Here is a 19,759-nt window from a genome sequence, read left to right as displayed (position 1 = left end):
GAGTCACCCTCATGCGTCCTTCCATCCGTCACCAGATCGCCTTGCTGCTGGCCGTGCCGCTGCTGTTAACGGTGCCGTGCGCCTTCGCGCAGAGCGCGCCAGCCAGTGCCGCCAGCGTTGTCTCACCACCGGTCGATCTGCCCGCCACCGACAGCAGCGCCGACGCCCCGGCGCATGCCAGTACCACGGCCGACCAGGTGGATCTGGATGACATTCGCAATTTCAGCCGCGTCTACGAAGTGGTGCGCCAGGCCTATGTAGAAAAGGTCGACAACAAGACCCTGATGAAGGCTGCAATCACCGGCATGCTCAGTGGACTCGACCCACATAGCGAATACCTGGACAAGGACGGCCTGAGCCAGCTCAACGAAGACACCACCGGCGAGTACAGCGGTCTCGGCATCGAAGTGATGGAAGAGGATGGCGGCCTGCGCATCGTCTCGCCGATCGATGACACGCCAGCGGCGCGCGCGGGCATCAAGCCCGGCGACAGCATCGTCAAGATCAACGGCACCCTGATCGATCCACAGAATGTCGACGACCTGTTCAAGCAGTTGCGTGGAAAACCCGGCAGCAAGATCGACCTGACCATCGTCCACGACAAGAGCGACAAGCTGATCGACCTGCATCTGGTACGCGAGAACATCGCGGTCAGCAGCGTCAAGGTGCGCGAGTTGGAACCGGGCTACGCCTATATACGGATCAGCCAGTTCCAGGACGACACCGGCGGCGACCTGGACAAGAAGCTGGGCGAACTGATCGCCAAGAACGGCCCGCAGAAGGGTGCCGTGCTGGACCTGCGCAACAATCCCGGCGGCCTGCTCAACGCCGCGGTGGCGGTCAGCGATGACTTCCTCAACTCCGGCGTCATCGTCACCACCCGTGGCCGGCTGCAGGACGCCAACTTGAGCTTCAGCGCACATCCCGGCGACCAGCTCAACGGTGCACCGATGATCGTGCTGACCAACAACGGTACCGCCTCGGCCGCCGAGATCGTTTCCGGCGCGTTGAAGGACAACCACCGTGCACTGATCATGGGCCAGCGCACCTTCGGCAAGGGCGTCGTGCAAACCGTGATACCGTTGGATGCCGATCACGCCGTGAAGATCACCACCGCACGCTACTACACGCCGAACGGCACCTCGATCCAGGCCGAAGGCATCAAGCCGGACATCCCGCTGGCCGACCTGACCGTGAACAAGGCGGACAGCGGACCCTCACTGATCAATTCCGAGGCCGACCTGCCGAACCATCTGGCCAATGAGAACGCCAAGGCCGGCACCGACATCAACGACGATGGCAGTGCCGCCGATGGCAAGCTCGCCACCAGCGACTACGCGCTGGCGCAGGCGCTGAACGTGCTGAAGGGCATGGCGCTGGGCAACGCGGCCACCGCCCGCCGCTGAGGCAGTTCACCACGCATTCGTCTATCGTTTGTTGGCCAGCTGGTCGATCGACCAGCCACCGCCGAGTGCGCGGATCAGCTGCACGCTGGCGCGCAGTTGCTGTGTATCGAGTTCGAGCAGGTTGCGCTTTGCTTCCAGCGCCACGGTCTGCGCCTGCACCACGTTGAGATAGCTGACCGCGCCCTGCTTGTAGCGATCTGTCGCCAGATCCATCGCGTGCTGCGCGGCATCGGCGGCGTCTTTCTGGTCGGTCATCGCCGTCCCGACATGATCGAGCTGGGCCAGGTTGTCTTCGACCTGGGCGAACGCGTTCAGCACCGTGCCACGGTAGCGCGCGCCGGCTTCGTCGGTAGCCGCCTTGGCCGCCGCGACACCGGCCTTGCGCCGGCCGCCGTCGAAAATCGTCTCGAACAGGCTCGGGCCGATCGCCCAGAAGCGATTCGGCATGGTCAACAAACCGGCGTAGGCGGCACTCTGGAAACCACCCTGCGCACTCAAAGTGAGTGAAGGGAAATAGGCTGCGCGGGCCACGCCGATCTGTGCATTGGCGGCAGCAACGCGGCGCTCTGCCGCAGCGATATCCGGACGACGCTGCAGCAGGGTCGATGGCACGCTCGCTGGCACCTGCGGCAGATCGATCGCAGCGGTCTGCGCCGCCATGCTGAACTGATCGGCAGAGTCGCCAACCAGCACCGCGATCGCATCCTTGACCAGCGCACGCTGCGCCAGCGCCTGCGACCACAGCGATTTCGCCGAGGACAGCTGCGTCTGCGCACTCGCCACATCCAGCCCGGACACGATGCCACCGACATGCAAGGTCTGGGTCAGCTGCAACGCTTTCTGATAGGCGTCGATGCTCTGCTGCAGCAAGGCGATCTGCTGATCGAGGCCGCGAAGCTGGATGTAACTGTCCGTCAGCTGGGCCTGCAGGCTCAGCTGCGCCGAGGCCAGGTCGGCAGCTGCGGCCAGCGTATCGTCCTTGCCGGCTTCGACCGTGTTGCGCACGCGCCCCCACAGGTCGAGCTCGTAATCCACCTCGCCACCGACGGTGTACGAGTCGTAATTCGCCGGCGAAGTCGCACCACGCAGCGGCGCGGTGTCGGACTGGCGGTCACGCTGCCCGTTGCCCTTGGCGCTGACCTGCGGAAACAGCGCCGAACGCGTCTGAAGGTTGAACGCCTGCGCCTGCCGGTAATGCGCCAGTGCCGCGGCAAGATCGGCGTTGTTGGCCAGCAGGCGCTGCTGCAACTGGTCGAGCTGTTGATCGTGATAAAGCTGCCACCAGTGATCGCGCGGCAACTGGTCGGCGGGCTGCGCCTGCTGCCACGGCCCGTTGTCCTGATAAGCGGCCGCCACCGGTACGGCGGGTACCTTGTATGCGGGCGCCAGCGAACAGCCGGCGAGCGTCACGCCGGCCACCAGCAGAAGGGTGAGTTCAGGCTTTCGCATGAGGCTTGGCCGTGGCTTCTTGAGTGGCAATCTGAACCTGGTCACCGTCGGCGAGACCGTCAGGCGGGCTGTCGATCACACGATCATCTGCCGCCAGACCCGAGCCGATCTCCACGCTCTTGCCGTAGTCGTGCAGGATCGTCACCGTCTTGAAGGTCACCCGGTTATCCGCATCCACGGTGGCCAGACGCAGACCGCTGGCATTGAAGATCAGTGCACTGGCCGGCACCCGCAGCGCGGACCCGCTGGCCACCTGATTGAGACGCACGTTGGTGAAACTGCCCGGCATCAGCTTGCCATCGGCATTGTCGACCGAGAGCTGTATCAACGTGCTGCCGGAGCCGGCATTGACCGCCTGCGCCGAAGCATCGACCTTGGCAGTGAACGTGCGGCCCGGATATTCCGGCACGCTGAGTGTGGCCGTGGCGCCGTCAGGAATCGATGGCACGTAGCTCTGCGGCACCTGCACGTAGACGCGCAGCTTGCGCACATCGGACACCACGAACAGGGCTTGGCCGCTGCTGCTGCCGGGATTGATCAACGCACCGATGTCGGTATTGCGCGCAGTGACCACGCCATCGAACGGCGCGACGATGCGGGTATAGCCCTTCATCGCCTCGATCCGTTCCACGTTGGCTTGGGCCGCATGCGCCAGTGCCTGCTTGGCGGTGAAGTCGCCGGTCTTCTCGTCCACTTCCTGCTTGGCGACCGAGTCGGAGCCGAGCATCGCCTGCCAGCGTTTCGCCGTGGTGGCCGCCAAGGCGGCATTCGCCTGGGCACTGGCCAGATCGGCCTTGGCCTGCAGCAATTGCTGGTCCAGATCGGGCGTCTCGATCTCGGCCATCAACTGACCCGCCTTGACCGGCGCACCGATGTCGACCTTCCACGATTTCAGGTAGCCGCCCACGCGCGCATAGATCGGTGCCTGCGTGTACGCCTCGATACGTCCGGGCAGTTCGAGTGGCGAACCGGCGCCGCTTTTTTCCGGCGCAGCGACATTGACGGTGGGCACCGTCTGCTGGTCGGTCCAGGTTTGCAGACGCTTGGCCTCGACGATGCGCGTGGCGATGCCGATGATCACGATGGCCACGATCACCACGACGGCGATCAGGCCGGCAAGCCGCATGCCGCGATGCGATGGCAGCGAGGCCTTGGGGAAGGTTGAATCAGACATGGACGGGCTCTCCGGAAGCAGGCACCGGTGCAGAAGCAGGGTGATAACGCGCGTGGATGATGCTGAACACCACCGGCACGAAGAAAAGGGTGGCGATCGTGGCGAAAATCAGGCCACCGATCACCGCGCGACCGAGCGGTGCATTCTGTTCGCCGCCCTCGCCGAGGCCGAGCGCCATCGGCGCCATGCCGATGATCATCGCCAGCGCCGTCATCAGCACCGGACGGAAGCGCACGTAGCCGGCCTCGAGCGCGGCGTCCAGCGCGCGGCCGTGCTCGAACAGGCGCTCGCGGCAGAAAGTCACCACCAGGATCGAGTTGGCGGTCGCCACGCCCATGCACATGATCGCGCCGGTCAGCGCCGGCACCGACAGCGCGGTATGCGTGGCGAACAGCATCCACACGATGCCAGCCAGTGCGGCGGGCAACGCGGTGATGATCACGAACGGATCGCTCCACGACTGGAAGTTCACCACGATCAGCAGGTAGATCAGCACCATCGCACCGAGCAGACCGAACAGCAGGCCCGAGAACGCGCTATTCATCGTCTGCACCTGACCGAGCAGTTCGATGTGCGAGCCCTTGGGCAGACCGCTGGCGTGAGCGTTCAACACTTTCTGGATGTCGCCGGCCACGCCACCCAGATCGCGATCCTGCGTGGTGGCGAAGATCTGCACGACCGATTGGATGTTGTACTGGTCAACCACCGCGTTCGAGGATTGCCGGCTCAACGTCGCCAGTCCGCCCAGCACCTGTGATGCGCCGTTGCTGCCGGTGATCGCGAGATTGCGCAACGACGACAGCGAGTCGAGCGTGTACTGCGGCGTCTGCATCACGATCGGATAGGAAATGTCGTTGACCGGGTTGAGCCAGAAGGTGGGCGCGACCTGGCTGGAACCGGCAAGGTTCACCACCAGGCTGTTGGTGACATCACGCTCGGTGATGCCGAGCAGCTGCGCCTGCGTGCGATCTACATCGATATTGAAACCGGGATTGGCCTGCGACTCCTGTATGCGCGCATCCACCACGCCAGGGATGCGCTTGATCTCGCGCAGCAAGGTATCGGCGTATTTGAAGTTCGCCGGCAGGTTGTTGCCGCGAATCTGCAAGGTGATCGGCGCGGGCGAACCGAAGTTCAGGATCTGGCTGACGATATCGGCCGGCGGGAAGGAGAACGTCACGCCCGGGAATTCCCGCGGCAGCTGCTCACGCATCTGCCGTACGTACTCGGCGGTCGGGTGATGCCCTTCGTTCAGGGCGATCTGGATGTCGCCATCCTGCTCACCGATCGTGCCGGTGTTGTTGTACGTATTGTTGATGCCGCTGCTGGACAGGCCGATGTTATCGACCAGGGTACCCAGTTCGCTGGGCGGAATGATGCGTTTGACGCTCTTCTGGATCTTCGCGAACAGCTCCGCGCTCTGCTCCAGCCGGGTGCCGACCGGCGCCCGCACATGCATCAGGATCTGCCCCGCATCGACGTCGGGGAAGAAGTTGCGTCCCAGCATCGGCACCAAGGCAAATGAACACACCACGAAGGCGAGGAAGCCGATTACGAAGATCCGCCGATGTTCCATCGCCATCGCGAGCAGGCCGTGATAGCCACTACGCACCTTCTCGAAGGAAGCCTCGAAGCCACGCTGGAAACGCACCAGCGGATTGCGCGTCGGCGGCGCCTCGACATGCTGGCCATGCTCATCGACATGCGGATGCAGCATGTACTTGGCCATCGTCGGCACCAGCGTGCGCGACAGGATGAACGAGGCGATCATCGCGAACATCACCGCTTCGGCCATCGGCACGAACAGGAAGCGCGCGACACCATCAAGGAAGAACATCGGCACGAACACGATACAGATGCACAACAGCGACACGAATGCCGGCGTGACGATCTGCGCGGCGCCGTCGAGAATAGCCGGCTCGACCTGCTTGCCCTGCTCCAGGTGCCAGTTGATGTTCTCGATGGTCACCGTGGCATCGTCGACCAGGATACCCACCGCCAGCGCGAGGCCGCCCAGCGTCATGATATTGAGTGTCTCGCCGATCGCCGACAGCGCCGCGATCGATGCCAGGATCGCCAGCGGAATCGAGACCGCGATGATCACCGTGGAGCGCCAGCTGCCGAGGAACAGCAGGATCATCAAACTCGTCAGCGCCGCCGCGATGATGCCTTCGCGCGCCACTCCGCTGATCGCCGCGCGCACGAAGATCGACTGGTCGCCGATCGGCGCCACCTTGAGGTTGTCCGGCAGACTCGACCGCGCATCTTCCAGACGTTGCCGGATACCGGCGACGATCGCCAGAGTCGATGTCGAACCGTTCTTGAGCACGCTCATCAGCACCGAGCGGCTGCCGTCCACATGCACGATGTTGGTCTGCGGCGGACTGCCATCCAGCACATGCGCCACGTCGCGGATATAGATTGTGGTTCCGTTGACCGTCTTGATCGGCAGATCACCCAGCTGCTTGAGCTCGCTCGGTGCGTTGTTGAGCTGCAAGGTGTATTCGAACGCACCGATCTTCTGTGTACCCACCGGCGTGATCAGGTTCTGCGCAGCCAGCGCATTGGCCACGTCTGCCGCGGAAAGTCCGCGCGCCTGCAGTGCCGCCGGGTCGATGTCGATCTGCACCTGGCGCGTCTTGCCGCCATACGGGTAAGGCACCGCCGCGCCGGCCACCGACACCAGCTGCGGGCGCAGGATGTTGAGTGCGAGATCCCCGAGGTTCTGTTCGGTCAGCCCTTTGCCGGACAAGGCCAGCTGGAGGATGGGTACTGTCGAGGCGTTGTAGTTCAGAATCAGCGGCGGGGTGACGCCCGGCGGCATCTGCTTGAGCAGGGTCTGCGATACCGCGGTGACCTGCGCGTTCGCGGTGGCGATATTTACCGTCGGCTGGAAGAAGATCTTGACGATGCCGAAGCCGGCGATGGATTTCGCCTCGATATGCTCGACGTCATTGACCGTGGTGGTCAGCACGCGCTCGTAGGGCGAGGTGATGCGGCCTTCCATCTGGTCCGGCGACAGGCCGGTGTACTGCCATACCACCGCAATCACCGGGATGCGGATATCCGGAAAGATGTCGGTAGGTGTCCGCAGCGCGGAAAGTGGTCCGATGATCAGGATCAGTAGCGCGAGAACGACGAAGGTATAGGGTCGCGACAAGGCGATCCGCACAATGCCCAGCATGAAGTATCCAGCGAGAATGTTGCGTAGCGTCAAATTTTGACACGCGACGCTTCGCAGGTATCGATTCAGCGCATGAAGATATTTTCATATTCGGCAGCTATGCCACGCCGAACGCGCATTCACTGATGCAAAAGACCGGACATCACGGCCCGCTGCGCCGCTGTTACGCGCTGGCCGCGTCGCGGCAATGCAGGCTCAAGCGCGCGCCGTTTTCACTGTCGGCAATCTGCAGCGTGTAGCCGTGCAGGCGCGCGATCGCGCTGACGATGCTCAGGCCCAGTCCGGAGCCCGGCGTGCTGCGGCAACTCTCGGCCCGGTAGAAACGGCGCGTCACCGCAACGCGCTGGTCATCCGGGATACCCGGTCCGCTGTCGCACACATCCACCCACGGACCGTCTTCAGCGGCGCGCGCGCGGATATCCACGTGGCCACCGGGCGGGGTGAACTTGATCGCGTTGCCAACCAGGTTGCTGAAGGCTTCCAGCAACAGATGCCGATCCGCGCGAATCGGCGGCAACGGCGGAAGCTCCAACTCCAACTGCTGGCCGCGGTCCTCGGCTAGCGGCAGATACAATGCATGCACTTCCTGCAGGATCTCGGCCAGATCGACCTGGTCGAAGCCGGCGCGGCGTTGCTGGTTTTCCAGTTCCGAGATACGCAGCAGCGCGCGGAAGCGATTGAGCAGCGCATCGGTATCAACGAGGCATGCCTCCAGTGTCGCGTTCTCGCTGCTGCCTTCGTCGAACTGCTGCTGCAGCCGGTATATGCGTGCGCGTAACCGCGTCAGCGGCGTGCGCAGGTCATGCGCGATGTTGTCGCAGACACCTTTCACTTCGCCGAGCAGGCGCTCGATCTCGTCGAGCATCGCATTGACGATACCAGCGAGCATGTCCAGCTCATCGCCATGCCGGCTCACCGGCAGGCGCTGGGCGAGGTCGCCGCGCATGATCGGCAGCGTGGCTTCGCGTATCGCATGAACGCGGCGCAGCGGCCCGCGGGCTAGCAGCCAGCCGCCGAGCAGACCAGGCACCACGGTCAACGAAATGCCCCATAGCAGAGCCTGCAAGATGATCGTGCCGATCCGGTCGACGATGCTGGTATCCCGCGAGACCAACAGGATGCGTCCGTCGTCGAGGCGCACGGCGGCCGCGCGCACGCTGACATGCGCGTGGCCATCGTTGCGCTCCAGACCCTGCGGCACGATGGCCACCGGGCCGTTGATCACCACCTGCGACGGCAGCGCAGTAATGGTGCCGGCAAGTGGTTTGCCGTGAGCGTCGAACAGCCCCCACGCGTTGAGTTGCCGCGTTTCCAGCGAGACATAGTCGTTCAACGCATGCCGGCGCGTGGGTTCGTCCAGCATCGAGAAATAATTCGCCTGGCGACCGATCAGCTCGTTGGAGACGCGCGTCAGATAGCTGGCCGCCTGCCAGTGGATCAGGCCGATCACCACGATGCCCCATAGCGCGAAGAACGAACCGTAGATCAGAACCAGGCGCGCAGTGGTGGAACGCCAGTTGTCAGTCAGTCTGCGCAAGGCTGTACCCCGAGCCGCGTACGGTATGGATCAACGGTGTGCATCCCGTTGTATCGATCTTCTTGCGCAGCCTGCCAATGTGCACGTCAATCAGGTTGGTGCCGGGATCGAAATGAAAACCCCACACCGTCTCGAAGATCATCGTGCGGGTCAGTACCTGACCGGCATGCCGCATAAGGAATTCCAGCAGCTTGAATTCGGTGGGCAGCAACGACAGCTGCGTGTCGCCACGGCGGACCACATGCCGCACCAGATCCAGCTCGAGATCGGCCACGCGCAACAGTGTCTGCTGTCCCTGCTGGCGGTGCCGCCGCAACAGCACATCCACCCGCGCCACCATTTCATCGGGGGCAAACGGCTTGGTCAGGTAATCGTCGCCACCGGCACGCAGGCCGCGCACGCGTTCGTCGACGTCGCTGAGTGCGCTGATCATCAGCACCGGCGTGGCGATGCCCTGCCCGCGCAACTGCGTCACCACGCTGAGCCCGTCCAGGCCAGGCAACATCAGGTCCAGCGTAATCGCGTCGTAGCAGGGATCGGCCGCACGCCGCAGACCTTCGCGACCATCCGCCACGCGGTCGGTCTCGATGCCATGGCTGGCCAGTTCCGCCGCGATCTCGCGCGCCGTGACATCGTCGTCCTCGATGACCAGAATGCGTGGCATCGATCATTTACCAAGTGCGGTACTGAGAGCGAGCATAACGACAAATCGGCAGGATCGCCGATTTGCACGGCGATAGCCGCCCCCTAGGGTGAGGCATATGGATGTGCCGAATGAAACGGCCTCCCGAAGGAGGCCGTTCGCTTGACGCATGTCGCGCTGGATCAGGCGGCGGTGGCAAACAGGCCGCGCATCTTCTTCATCGCATTCGCCTCGACCTGACGGATACGCTCGGCAGAAACGCCGTATTCGTCGGCCAGATCCTGCAAGGTGGCCTTGTCGTCATCGAGCCAGCGGCGCTGGATGATGTTACGCGAACGCGCATCCAGGTTCTTCAGGGCGCTCGACAGCGTCGACATCTGGTTGTCGGCATCGTCGGCGTCGGCCACGTTCTCGTACGGGTCGGCACCTTCGTCGATCAGGAACGCGGCCGGTGCCGGCTTCGCATCGTCGTCGGCATCGGCCGGCGCTTCGAAACCGATATCACGGCCGGACAGACGCGATTCCATCTCGCGCACAGTCGCCTCGGGCACGCCCAGATCCTTCGCCACCGTGCTCACTTCGGCCGCGTTCATCCAGCCCAGGCGCTTCTTGCTCTTGCGCAGGTTGAAGAACAGCTTGCGCTGCGCCTTGGTGGTGGCGACCTTCACGATGCGCCAATTCTTGAGGATGAACTCGTGCATCTCGGCACGGATCCAGTGCACTGCAAAGCTGACCAGACGCACGCCCTGATCCGGGTCGAAACGCTTGACCGCCTTCATCAGGCCGATATTGCCTTCCTGGATCAGGTCAGCCAGCTGCAGGCCGTAACCGCTGTAACCACGTGCCACGTGCACCACGAAACGCAGGTGCGACATCACCAGCTTCTTGGCCGAAGCCAGATTGGCCTCTTCGAGGTAGTCGCGCGACAGCGCCTGTTCCTCTTCCGTGGTGAGCACCGGGATCCGGTGTACCGCGGAAATATAGGCATCAAGACTGCCGACTACGCTGGGTAGCGGGAAGTTGGCGGTCACCAAGGCTTGAGACATGGGTGGAACCTCCTGAATGACATCAAAGTTTAGCACTCGGGTGGTTGGAGTGCTAAGCGAGCGATTAGTTCGAACCGGATAAGCTCCGGGACTTAATGAACCGTATCGTACAGATATTTACGGCTCTTGTCCACCGGCCCCATGGCCTCGACATGAGGGTCACCCACCGGCATTCAAGCGGGCGTGAAACCGCCCTGCAATGCGGAACGCGGCGGCAGCGACCAGTCGATCGGCGCGTGGCCACGGGATTCCAGGTAGCGGTTGGCGGCGGAAAAATGGCCGCAACCAAGGAAACCGCGATGGGCGGACAACGGCGACGGATGCACCGAATTCAGCACGCAGTGGCGGCTGGTATCGATCAGCTGCCCCTTGCGCTGGGCGTACGAGCCCCACAACAGGAACACCAGGCCCTCGCGCTCGCGGTTGAGCGCGTTGATTGCCGCATCGGTGAAACCTTCCCAGCCTTTGCCCTGATGCGCACCGGCGTGACCGTCCTCGACCGTCAGCACGCTGTTGAGCAGCAGCACGCCGCGATCGGCCCATGGCGTAAGGCAGCCGTGGTCGGGCCGCGCGATGCCGAGGTCGCGCTGGATTTCCTTGAAGATGTTGTCCAGCGACGGCGGTACTCGCACGCCGGGGCGCACCGAGAAACACAGGCCGTGCGCCTGGCCCGCGCCGTGGTACGGATCCTGGCCGAGGATCACCACCCGCACAGCATCGAACGGGGTGTGCTCGAACGCGGCGAAGATTTCCGGACCGGGCGGATAGATCCGCTTGCCGGCCTGCTTCTCCGCACGCAGGAAGGTCGCCAGCGCCTGCATCTCGGGGCACTGCAGATAATCGCCGACGCGCGCTTTCCACGACGGCTCCAACTTGACCCGCTGGTCGCTCATGCGTTGCTCGCACGCTCACGCAAATGCCGCGCCACGCGCAACTGGAACAGCAGCTTGGTGATCAGCAGTTTTTCCTCGACCGGCTTCTCGACCAGGTCGTTCGCACCGGCGCGGATCAGCGCAGCCTGGTTGGCCGGGTTCTCATCACCGGTCATCACCAGCACCGGCAAGCGACCCTTGCCGTAACCGAACTCGCCACGGATGTGTTCGAGCAGGTCACCGCCGGTCAGCTCGCCTTTCAGGCTGACGTCGGTCAACACCACGTCGGCGCCGACCCAGCCCAGCGCGCGATCGGTTTCCAGCATCGCCAGCGCATCTTCCACGCTGACTACGTGGCGCACGGTGAGGCCGATTTTCTCCAACATGCGCCGGGTCGCCAGGGCCACCACGCGGCTGTCCTCGACGTAGAGCACGGTCCCCTCTGCAGCCGCTTGCGGACTGACGTAGCCGCGGATGAATTCGGCCAACGCCTGGAAGCCCAGCGCCTTGTCGAAATAATCGGTGACGTGCTCGCCCAGCGAGCGCCGGTGCAGGCGATCCTCGACATCACCGGAAACCACCACGATCGGCACGTAGATCTGCGGCGCCGACTCGCGCACGAAACGCGCCAGCTCCAGCCCGTCCATATCGGGCAGGCGCAGCGCAATGGTGATGAAGTCGAACACGCCCGCGTCGAGTACCTGTTGTGCATCGGCACCGCTGCCGCAGCCGACCACCTCGACACCGGGCAACTCGGCCTGCAGCACGCGGGTGATCAACTGCCGCACCACACGCGAACCGTCGACCACCAGCACCCGCGGTGCCTCGGTGAGCAGACGGCTGCTGATATTTGTACTCATTCCTTAGCTCATCCACCTGACACGCGGCGATCCTTGCCGATGAACCTGCGACCGCACCCCCTGCGACCGCTTCCATACAGATAGTGCACCGGCCACAGCGCAACCGCTGCGATTCCGGTCACCGTGTAGCAAACCTGCTACGCCAGCTTGCGCAATTGCCATGCACTCACCAGTCGCGCGCCCAGCCAGCCCAGCACTGCGGCAGCCAGCGGCACCGCCAGCAACAGCCACAGCGGCAGTCCGCCCACCTGCAACTTGCCATCATAGGCCTGACTCAACTGCGCCACGGGATCGGCCAGCGCGAATTCGATCAGCACCGCCAGCAACGCCGCCAGGATGCCGCTGAACAGGCCATACCAGATGCCGGCATACAGGTACGGCCGGCGCACGAAGGCGCCACTGGCGCCGACCAGCAGCAGCACGCCGATCTCCTCGCTACGACTGGCAATATCCACGCGCACCGTGTTGCCCACCACCAGCAGCGCTGCCAGCGCCAGCAATGAGGCCAGCACCAGCACCGCGCGGTTGCCGACGCCGAGCAGCGCATCCAGCCGCTTGCGCCAGTCGCCGCTGTCCTGCACCAGATCGACGTTGTGCATCTCGCGTACATCGCTCACCAGCCGCTCGATGGCGGCAGCGTCCAGGCCATCGCGCGGCTGCAGTTGCAACACGTAGGGCAACGGATTGTCGCCCAGTGTCTGCAGGGCACCGGTGGAGAAGCCCTGCATCTTGGCCAGTTCGTCCATCCCCTGCTGCGGAGTTTTCATGGTGACGGCGGCCACCTCGGGCCGATCGCCCAACTGCTTGGCCAGCAGCTGTGCCTGCTGTTCGCTCTGGCCGGGCTGCATGAAGACGCTGACCGCCTGACTCTGACCCAGCGCCTCGCCGAGCTTCTGCACATTGCCCAGCAGCAGGTAGAACGCCAGCGGCAACGCCAGCGCCAGACCCATCACGGCGATCGTGAGCAGGCTGCCGAGCGGACGCGAAGCGAGCCGGCGCAGGCTGGCAGCGGCGCTCCAGCCGTGATGCTCCTGCCAGCTGGCGACCCGGCGCCCATGACTGTGCTGATTACGCGGCGAGGTCTCGACCGACGGCGCAGGGGGCGTGGCGTGGATGTCTTCGGACGGCATGTTCACAGCACCTCCTGCGCAGCCAGATCGGCGACCAGCCGGCCGTGGTCGAGCACGATCACGCGTTTCTTCATGCGCTTGATCAGCGGCAGATCGTGACTGGCGATCAGCACCGTGGTGCCGACCTGCTGGAACTCGCCGAAGAGGCCCATGATCTCCACCGCCAGCTGCGGGTCGAGATTGCCGGTGGGCTCGTCGGCAATCAGCAGGGTCGGCCGTGCCACGATCGCACGGGCAATCCCGACGCGTTGCTGCTCGCCAGTGGACAGGGTTGCCGGCAGCTGCCGCTCGTAGGCAAGCAGGCCAACTTTCTCCAACGCTGCACGCACGCGTCGGGCGCGCTCGGGGCGGGCGATGCCACTGATCATCAGCGGCAGCTCGACATTGGCGAACACCGTGCGCTCCATCAGCAGCCGGTGATCCTGGAACACCATGCCGAGTTGCCGGCGCCACTTGGGGATGCCGCTGTGCCGGATCTTCGCGAGACTCTTGCCGTCCATGCTGATCGTGCCGTGCGAGGGCCGCTCGATCAGGCCGAGCAGCTTGAGCAGGGTGCTCTTGCCGGCACCGGAGTGACCGGTGACGAAAGCCATCTCGCCGGTCGGCACCTCGAACGAAAGCTGTGAGAGCGCCTCATGGCCGCCCTCGTAGCGTTTGCTGACTTGATCAAAATGGATCACCGAGCGTCCCCGTGCCTGCTTGCCGTCGTACCAGCGGCAAGGATAAGGGAAGCCGGCACCAAGATGCGGACTTCACGCACTCGCCGATCGCCGCGGATTCAGCCGCGGCGATCGATCCGCTCAGCGCCCGGTGAACAGCCGGGTCAACCGGCGGAACAATCCGGGTTTCTTCGCATGGGCATGCTCATGGCTCTTGCCCGCGGTCACCGCGACCTGCCGCGACGGCCGGTTGGCGCTGGCGGTGGGCTCCGTCGCGTTGCGTTCGCGCGGCGGACGGCGCTCGCCACGCGGTGCACGGTTGCCTTCGACGGCGCTGGTGGCCGTCTGGCCATTCGTTTCGAGCACGCCCTCGGCACCACCTTCACGGCGGCGATTACGGCCACCACGACGGCGGCGCGGCTTGCGGGTGCCTTCCGCGCCGGGCGTAGCGTCGGCAACTGGAGCTCCCTCGGTGGCGTGCACGGCCACGGCGACCGGTGCTTCGGTCACGCTGGCAACATGATCGACCACGGCCGCCGGCTTGCGCTCGCGCGGCGGCCGCGAACCTGTACGGGACCCGCTGCGTTCGCCATCACGGCTACCGGCCGGACCACGCGAACGACTCGGTTTGTCGCCTGGGCGCGGCGCCACCACATCGCCAAACGCAGCGCTGTCGGCAGCGGCGTTCGCCGCGAACTCGGCATCGATCGCACGCGGCTTGGGCATGATCAGCAGCTCCGGATCCATCTGTGCCACCGGAATGCTCTGTCCGATATAGGTCTCGATATCCGGCAGCGACATCGCATACAGGTCGCAGGCGAAGCTGATCGCGTCGCCCTCGGCACCGAGTCGCGCCGTACGGCCGATGCGATGCACATAATCCTCGGCTTCGTGCGGCAGATCGTAGTTGAACACGTGGCTGACCGCCGGGATGTGCAGACCCCGCGCTGCCACGTCGGTGGCCACCAGGATGTCCAGCTGACCGTCCTGGAAACGCTGCAGCAATTTCTGCCGCTTCAGCTGCGGCACGTCGCCGGAGATCGCGCCGACACGGCAACCATGGCGCTTGACCCGCTCGGTGATGCGCTCGGCGGCGGCCTTGGTGTTGACGAAGATGATGCTGCGGCTGGGCTTGGCGCGGTCGATCAGATTGAGCAACAGCGGCATCTTCTCTTCCTTGGCCGGGAAGTAGACCAGCTGGCGCACATAATCGGCAGTGACGTTGTCGCTCTCCACCACCAGCTTCTCGGCGTTGTGCATGTGCTCGTACGCCAGCTCCAGCACACGATGGCTCAGCGTGGCGGAGAACAGCAGCACCTGGCGCTGCTCGCGTGGCGGCAGGCGACGGAAGATGAAGCGCACGTCCTTGATGAAGCCGAGATCGAACATGCGATCGGCTTCGTCGATCACCATCACATCGACGCTGTTGAGGCTGAACACGCCCTGCTTGTGGTAATCGAGCATGCGGCCGGGGGTGGCGATGATGATGTCGCAGCCGTCCTTTAGCTGCTGGCGCTGCTTGTCGTAATCGACGCCGCCGTAGATCAGTGCGCTGCGCAGGCCGGTATGCCGGCCGATCGCCTTGGCGTCCTTCTCGATCTGGATCGCCAGCTCGCGGGTCGGCGCGATGATCAGCGCGCGTGGGTCGCTGTCCTTGCGGTCGGCCACGGCCGGCGTGGTCAGCAGGCGATTCATCAGCGCAACCAGGAAGGCGCAGGTCTTGCCGGTGCCGGTCTGCGCCTGGCCGGCGACGTCGCGCCCGGCCAATGCCAGCGGCAGGGTCATTTCCTGGATCGGCGTGCAGCGGGTGAAACCGCTGTCGTCCAGGCCTTGCTGCAGCAGCGGATGCAAATCGAAGTTGGTGAAGAAGGTATCGGTGAGTACGGTTTGTGACATAGGGAAACTGGAAACCTTGCCTGACGGCGGCGTGATGTGCTGCACCCGCTTCAGACGCCAGACGTCAAACGTCGGCGGAGGGCGGTGCAGGACGGGGGCGCGTAGCGGCTCAATGTCAGGGTCAACAAGATCGCGCCGCGGTCGGGAGCCTGGGTGGCAGAAACACCAGCGGCTGCGGCTGCGCGGATTTGGCCATCTTTTCCGCTCCTTTTCGTTGAATAGCTACGGCTATTCGCCTCAAACGATCGAAAAACCTGACTCAAATCCGCTTTGCCTCGCTCGCTGGCTTTCTACCACCCAGGCTCCTAGCGACGCCGTGTTTGCCGGCGGTCTGACGGGCAGCTTTGCAAGCCGCCCTTGAATCGTGCCCGGAGTTGCGCTGGAATGAAGACCTGCCGCCATGGCACCTCTCCTTCCTGCCCAACTCGCGCTTTATGGGCGCCTGAGTGTAGCTGATGACGGCCCTTGGCGTCGCCATCTCCTTGTTTTCCCACCCTTGCCACCCCACTTTTCACCCACACGTTTTTGCGCCCCAGCCACGGAGATCCCCGGTGAGCGACCTGATTACCCATGTGAACGACGACGCCTTCGAACAGCAGGTGCTCAAATCCGAAACCCCCGTGCTGCTGGATTTCTGGGCGGAATGGTGCGGTCCGTGCAAAGCCATCGCGCCGATGCTGGACGAGCTGGCCGTGCAGTACGAAGGCAAGCTGCGCATCGTCAAGGTCAACATCGACCAGAACCAGCAGACCCCGCGAGCCTATGGCGTGCGCGGCATCCCGACCCTGATGGTGTTCAAGAACGGCAAGGTCGAGGCGACCCAGATCGGCGCCGTCAGCAAGGGTCAGCTGACCCAGATGATCGACAAGGCCATCTGATCCACCTGTTCCAAATCCGCTGCATGAAGCCGGCCCGGCATTGCCCGGCCGGCTTGCGAGGCTTTACGCCGATACGCAGCGGGTGCTAGATTCATCGCGTCCGTCGGGACAGTCCTGTCCCCTTGCGCCTTCAGCGCGACGCACACCCTCCCTCCTGTAATTCAACGGCGCCCCGCGAGGATTGCCCGTGTCCGATAACGAAAACAACATCCCGAACGACGCCAAGCGCGCCGATACCAGCCCTGCTGCCGAAGGCAAGCCCGAGCCGCGCCCCCGCGCGCCGCGCCGCACGGCGGCGGCGATTGCAGCGGCCAACGCAGAGAAGGCAGCCATGAGCGACAAGACGCCAGCCGCCGCCGCGCCAGCGCCGCCGCCAGCCGAACGGCCGACGCCAGCGCAGGCCACCCAGGCGACACCGCCAGCGCCACGTAACGAGGCACCGCCGCAGCGGGCGCCGCAGGAACCGCGCGAGCCGGCCGCTTACCAGGGCCAGAACCAGAATCAGGATCCGGCGTCGAACCCGAATCAGGGCCAAGGTCAGAGCCAGGGTCAGAACCAGGCGCAAAACCCGAACCAGGGCCAGAACCCGAATCAGGGCGGCCAGGGCCAGAACCCGGGTCCGAACCCGAACAACCCCAACAACGGTCCCCGCGAAGGTCGCGACGGCCGTGGCCGGCGCCGCCGCAACGAGCGCGGTGGCAATCCCAATCCGCAGCAGCCACGCCCGCAGGGCAATCACCCGCGCCCCAATCCGAACGGCCTCCCGGTGGATGACGACAACGCCGATCCGGGCAGCAACGACCGGGTGATCAACCTCACCGAGCTCAAGCGCAAGAACGCGATCCAGTTGCTGGAATTCGCCGAATCGCTGGGCCTGCATGAAGGCATCGCCCGCGCGCGCAAGCAGGACGTGATCTTCAACGTGCTCAAGGCGCACGCCCGCTCCGGCGGCGGCATCTGGGCCGAAGGCGTGCTGGAAATCCTGCAGGACGGCTTCGGCTTCCTGCGCTCGGCCGACGAGTCCTACCTGGCCGGCCCGGACGACATCTATGTGTCGCCCAGCCAGATCCGCCGCTTCAACCTGCGCACCGGCGACTACATCACCGGCCGCGTGCGCCATCCGAAGGAGGGCGAGCGTTACTTCGCGATGCTTCGTGTCGACGACATCAACGGCGATCCGCCGGAAGCGTCGAAGAACAAGATGCTGTTCGAGAACCTCACCCCGTTGTTCCCGCGCAAGTCGTTCAAGCTGGAGCGCGGCAACGGTTCGAGCGAGGACATCACCGGCCGCATCCTCGACCTGATCGCGCCGATCGGCCGCGGCCAGCGTGGCCTGATCGTGTCGCAGCCGAAGTCCGGCAAGACGATGATGCTGCAGAACATCGCCCAGGCGATCACCTACAACCATCCCGACGCGCATCTGATCATGCTGTTGATCGACGAGCGTCCGGAGGAAGTGACCGAAATCGCCCGCACGGTGCGCGCCGAAGTCATCTCTTCGACGTTCGACGAGCCGGCCGTGCGCCACGTGCAGGTCGCCGAGATGGTGATCGAGCGCGCCAAGCGCCTGGTCGAGCACAAGAAGGACGTGGTGATCCTGCTCGACTCGATCACCCGCCTCGCCCGCGCCTACAACACCGTCGTACCGAGCTCCGGCAAGGTACTCACCGGCGGCGTGGACGCGAATGCGCTGCAGCGTCCGAAGCGTTTCTTCGGCGCCGCGCGTAACGTGGAAGAAGGCGGCTCGCTGACCATCATCGCCACCGCGCTGACCGAAACCGGCAGCAAGATGGACGAGGTGATCTACGAGGAGTTCAAGGGCACCGGCAACATGGAAGTGCACCTGAGCCGTCGCATCTCCGAGAAGCGCGTCTACCCGGCGATCGACATCAACCGCTCCGGCACCCGCCGCGAGGACCTGCTGATCGAGCCGGACATGCTGGCCAAGATCTGGATCCTGCGCAAACTGCTGCACCCGATGGACGAGCTCTCCGCGATGGAGTTCATGCTCGACAAGATGAAGAACACCAAGTCCAACGATGAGTTCTTCAATTCGATGAAGCGCTGATCGTCAGTTCACGTCGAACAGAAAGGCCGGCTGATTGCCGGCCTTTCTGTTTTCAGACTTGTTGTTCAGGGCGATTTCGGCTGGAATCGGCGAATACTTGGGCAGGGGCTCATCCATGTTTGCTCGCTTTGCTTTCGTCGCGCTCGGCATGTTGCTGGCTCACGGCGTTTTTGCCGATGAACTGCCGCTGCAGCATGAGCAATGTGTTTCTGAATGGACCACCGTGGTTCGGAAGGCCTATCTGCTTGGCGCGATGAGCGCTACGCCCGACATTTCCAGGCTGATGGTGAATGCGGGTGACGGCAAGCTCGAAGATGTACGCAGACAATTGAGCGCCATGCCGCCGTCGGACGCAAAGCAATGGCGACAGGCGGCCATGATTACCGCCGCATGGTCAGGGCAATCCCGTGAGATTGATGGCCTCCTTGGAGATGGCGCCGAGGTGGATGCCGCCGCGCAGATACCCACTTTCGGCAAGGCTCTGGTTGGCCAGATGCAGGCTCTCAATCCACAATTGTTCAAGGCAGCCGCGAGCGCGGGCATTCTTGATCAAGGCGAGCTGAGAACTTCCGGACCCGCACTGGCTATAGCCATTGAATGTGGGGACGCGACTACGGTGGGAGTGCTGATGCATCACCATGCCAACGCGAAACTGCGCCCAGGAGGTGGTGGCGCGGATGTGCTGCTCTGGGCCACCATCCACGGTGATGCGGCCATCGTCCAAACTTTGCTCGATCATCGCGTCGACGTATGCGAAGACGATCGCCGTGAACGGCAACTCAGGCATGAATACAATACGAAACATCCCGGACACGAGAACACGCGACCTTTACTTACCTATGCGGAATTGGGTCGTCGAGCCAAGCTGCCCGACGACGTAGTAGCCCGATTGACCTGCCCGGCATACGACACGGCCAGCGCTTCTCGTCCTTGACGAGGCGATTCCCGAACATCCGA

General features: G+C 64.1%; 15 protein-coding genes. 4 read left to right on the top strand and 11 right to left on the bottom strand.

The annotated features are described in order from the left end of the window. Positions 1 to 11: 11 nt before the first annotated feature. A complete protein-coding gene (locus GSQ75_RS16860) occupies positions 12 to 1,406 on the top strand; it encodes a S41 family peptidase (RefSeq protein WP_158756039.1) in 1,395 nt (464 codons plus the stop codon). A 21-nt stretch (positions 1,407 to 1,427) separates the two neighbouring features. On the opposite strand, the gene GSQ75_RS16855 is transcribed toward GSQ75_RS16860, so the two are convergent. The 11 genes from GSQ75_RS16855 to rhlB all read right to left on the bottom strand — a co-directional run bounded on the left by GSQ75_RS16855 (position 1,428) and on the right by rhlB (position 15,856). After that, complete coding sequence (locus GSQ75_RS16855; RefSeq protein WP_158756038.1) at positions 1,428 to 2,855, bottom strand: efflux transporter outer membrane subunit; 1,428 nt, start codon at positions 2,853 to 2,855, stop codon at positions 1,428 to 1,430. Then, positions 2,842 to 4,029, bottom strand: a complete 1,188-nt coding sequence (locus GSQ75_RS16850) for an efflux RND transporter periplasmic adaptor subunit (RefSeq protein ID WP_158756037.1) — start codon at positions 4,027 to 4,029, stop codon at positions 2,842 to 2,844. Before GSQ75_RS16850 ends, GSQ75_RS16855 begins: the two co-directional genes overlap by 14 nt. After that, positions 4,022 to 7,213, bottom strand: a complete 3,192-nt coding sequence (locus tag GSQ75_RS16845) for an efflux RND transporter permease subunit (protein ID WP_158756036.1) — start codon at positions 7,211 to 7,213, stop codon at positions 4,022 to 4,024. Before GSQ75_RS16845 ends, GSQ75_RS16850 begins: the two co-directional genes overlap by 8 nt. Positions 7,214 to 7,376: 163 nt before the next feature. Beyond that, positions 7,377 to 8,750 (bottom strand): ATP-binding protein, encoded by a 1,374-nt coding sequence (locus GSQ75_RS16840; RefSeq protein ID WP_254058625.1) that lies wholly within the window; start codon positions 8,748 to 8,750, stop codon positions 7,377 to 7,379. After that, on the bottom strand, positions 8,734 to 9,414 hold the full coding sequence (locus GSQ75_RS16835; protein WP_158756035.1) for a response regulator transcription factor: 681 nt from the start codon (positions 9,412 to 9,414) through the stop codon (positions 8,734 to 8,736). Before GSQ75_RS16835 ends, GSQ75_RS16840 begins: the two co-directional genes overlap by 17 nt. A gap of 161 nt (positions 9,415 to 9,575) precedes the next feature. Next, the gene (gene rpoH / locus GSQ75_RS16830; protein ID WP_158756034.1) at positions 9,576 to 10,439 is read right to left on the bottom strand and encodes an RNA polymerase sigma factor RpoH; all 864 of its coding nucleotides are present in this window, start codon (positions 10,437 to 10,439) and stop codon (positions 9,576 to 9,578) included. 173 nt (positions 10,440 to 10,612) lie between these two features. Further along, a complete protein-coding gene (gene ung / locus GSQ75_RS16825; protein WP_158756033.1) occupies positions 10,613 to 11,332 on the bottom strand; it encodes a uracil-DNA glycosylase in 720 nt (239 codons plus the stop codon). Continuing rightward, entirely contained in the window at positions 11,329 to 12,171 is an 843-nt protein-coding gene (locus GSQ75_RS16820) for a response regulator (RefSeq protein WP_158756032.1), read from the bottom strand. Before GSQ75_RS16820 ends, ung begins: the two co-directional genes overlap by 4 nt. A 137-nt stretch (positions 12,172 to 12,308) precedes the next feature. Beyond that, positions 12,309 to 13,301, bottom strand: coding sequence for a permease-like cell division protein FtsX (gene ftsX / locus GSQ75_RS16815; RefSeq protein ID WP_158756031.1), 993 nt, complete (start codon positions 13,299 to 13,301; stop codon positions 12,309 to 12,311). 2 nt (positions 13,302 to 13,303) lie between these two features. Further along, complete coding sequence (gene ftsE, locus GSQ75_RS16810) at positions 13,304 to 13,981, bottom strand: cell division ATP-binding protein FtsE (RefSeq protein ID WP_158756030.1); 678 nt, start codon at positions 13,979 to 13,981, stop codon at positions 13,304 to 13,306. Between the two features lie 120 nt (positions 13,982 to 14,101). Beyond that, the gene (gene rhlB, locus GSQ75_RS16805; protein ID WP_158756029.1) at positions 14,102 to 15,856 is read right to left on the bottom strand and encodes an ATP-dependent RNA helicase RhlB; all 1,755 of its coding nucleotides are present in this window, start codon (positions 15,854 to 15,856) and stop codon (positions 14,102 to 14,104) included. A gap of 551 nt (positions 15,857 to 16,407) precedes the next feature. On the opposite strand from rhlB, the gene trxA reads away from it, so the two are divergent. The 3 genes from trxA (at position 16,408) to GSQ75_RS16790 (ending at position 19,736) form a co-directional block, all read left to right on the top strand. Beyond that, positions 16,408 to 16,734 (top strand): thioredoxin TrxA, encoded by a 327-nt coding sequence (gene trxA / locus GSQ75_RS16800; protein ID WP_158756028.1) that lies wholly within the window; start codon positions 16,408 to 16,410, stop codon positions 16,732 to 16,734. Between the two features lie 187 nt (positions 16,735 to 16,921). Beyond that, entirely contained in the window at positions 16,922 to 18,802 is a 1,881-nt protein-coding gene (rho, locus tag GSQ75_RS16795) for a transcription termination factor Rho (protein WP_158756027.1), read from the top strand. A 115-nt stretch (positions 18,803 to 18,917) separates the two neighbouring features. Then, positions 18,918 to 19,736, top strand: coding sequence for a hypothetical protein (locus GSQ75_RS16790; protein ID WP_158756026.1), 819 nt, complete (start codon positions 18,918 to 18,920; stop codon positions 19,734 to 19,736). Positions 19,737 to 19,759 lie beyond the last annotated feature (23 nt).

The organism is Dyella sp. S184 (assembly GCF_009766065.1).
Taxonomy (GTDB): domain Bacteria; phylum Pseudomonadota; class Gammaproteobacteria; order Xanthomonadales; family Rhodanobacteraceae; genus Rhodanobacter.
Note: the sequence above shows the minus strand (reverse complement) of the source record. Positions and strands in the feature narration are given on the sequence as shown.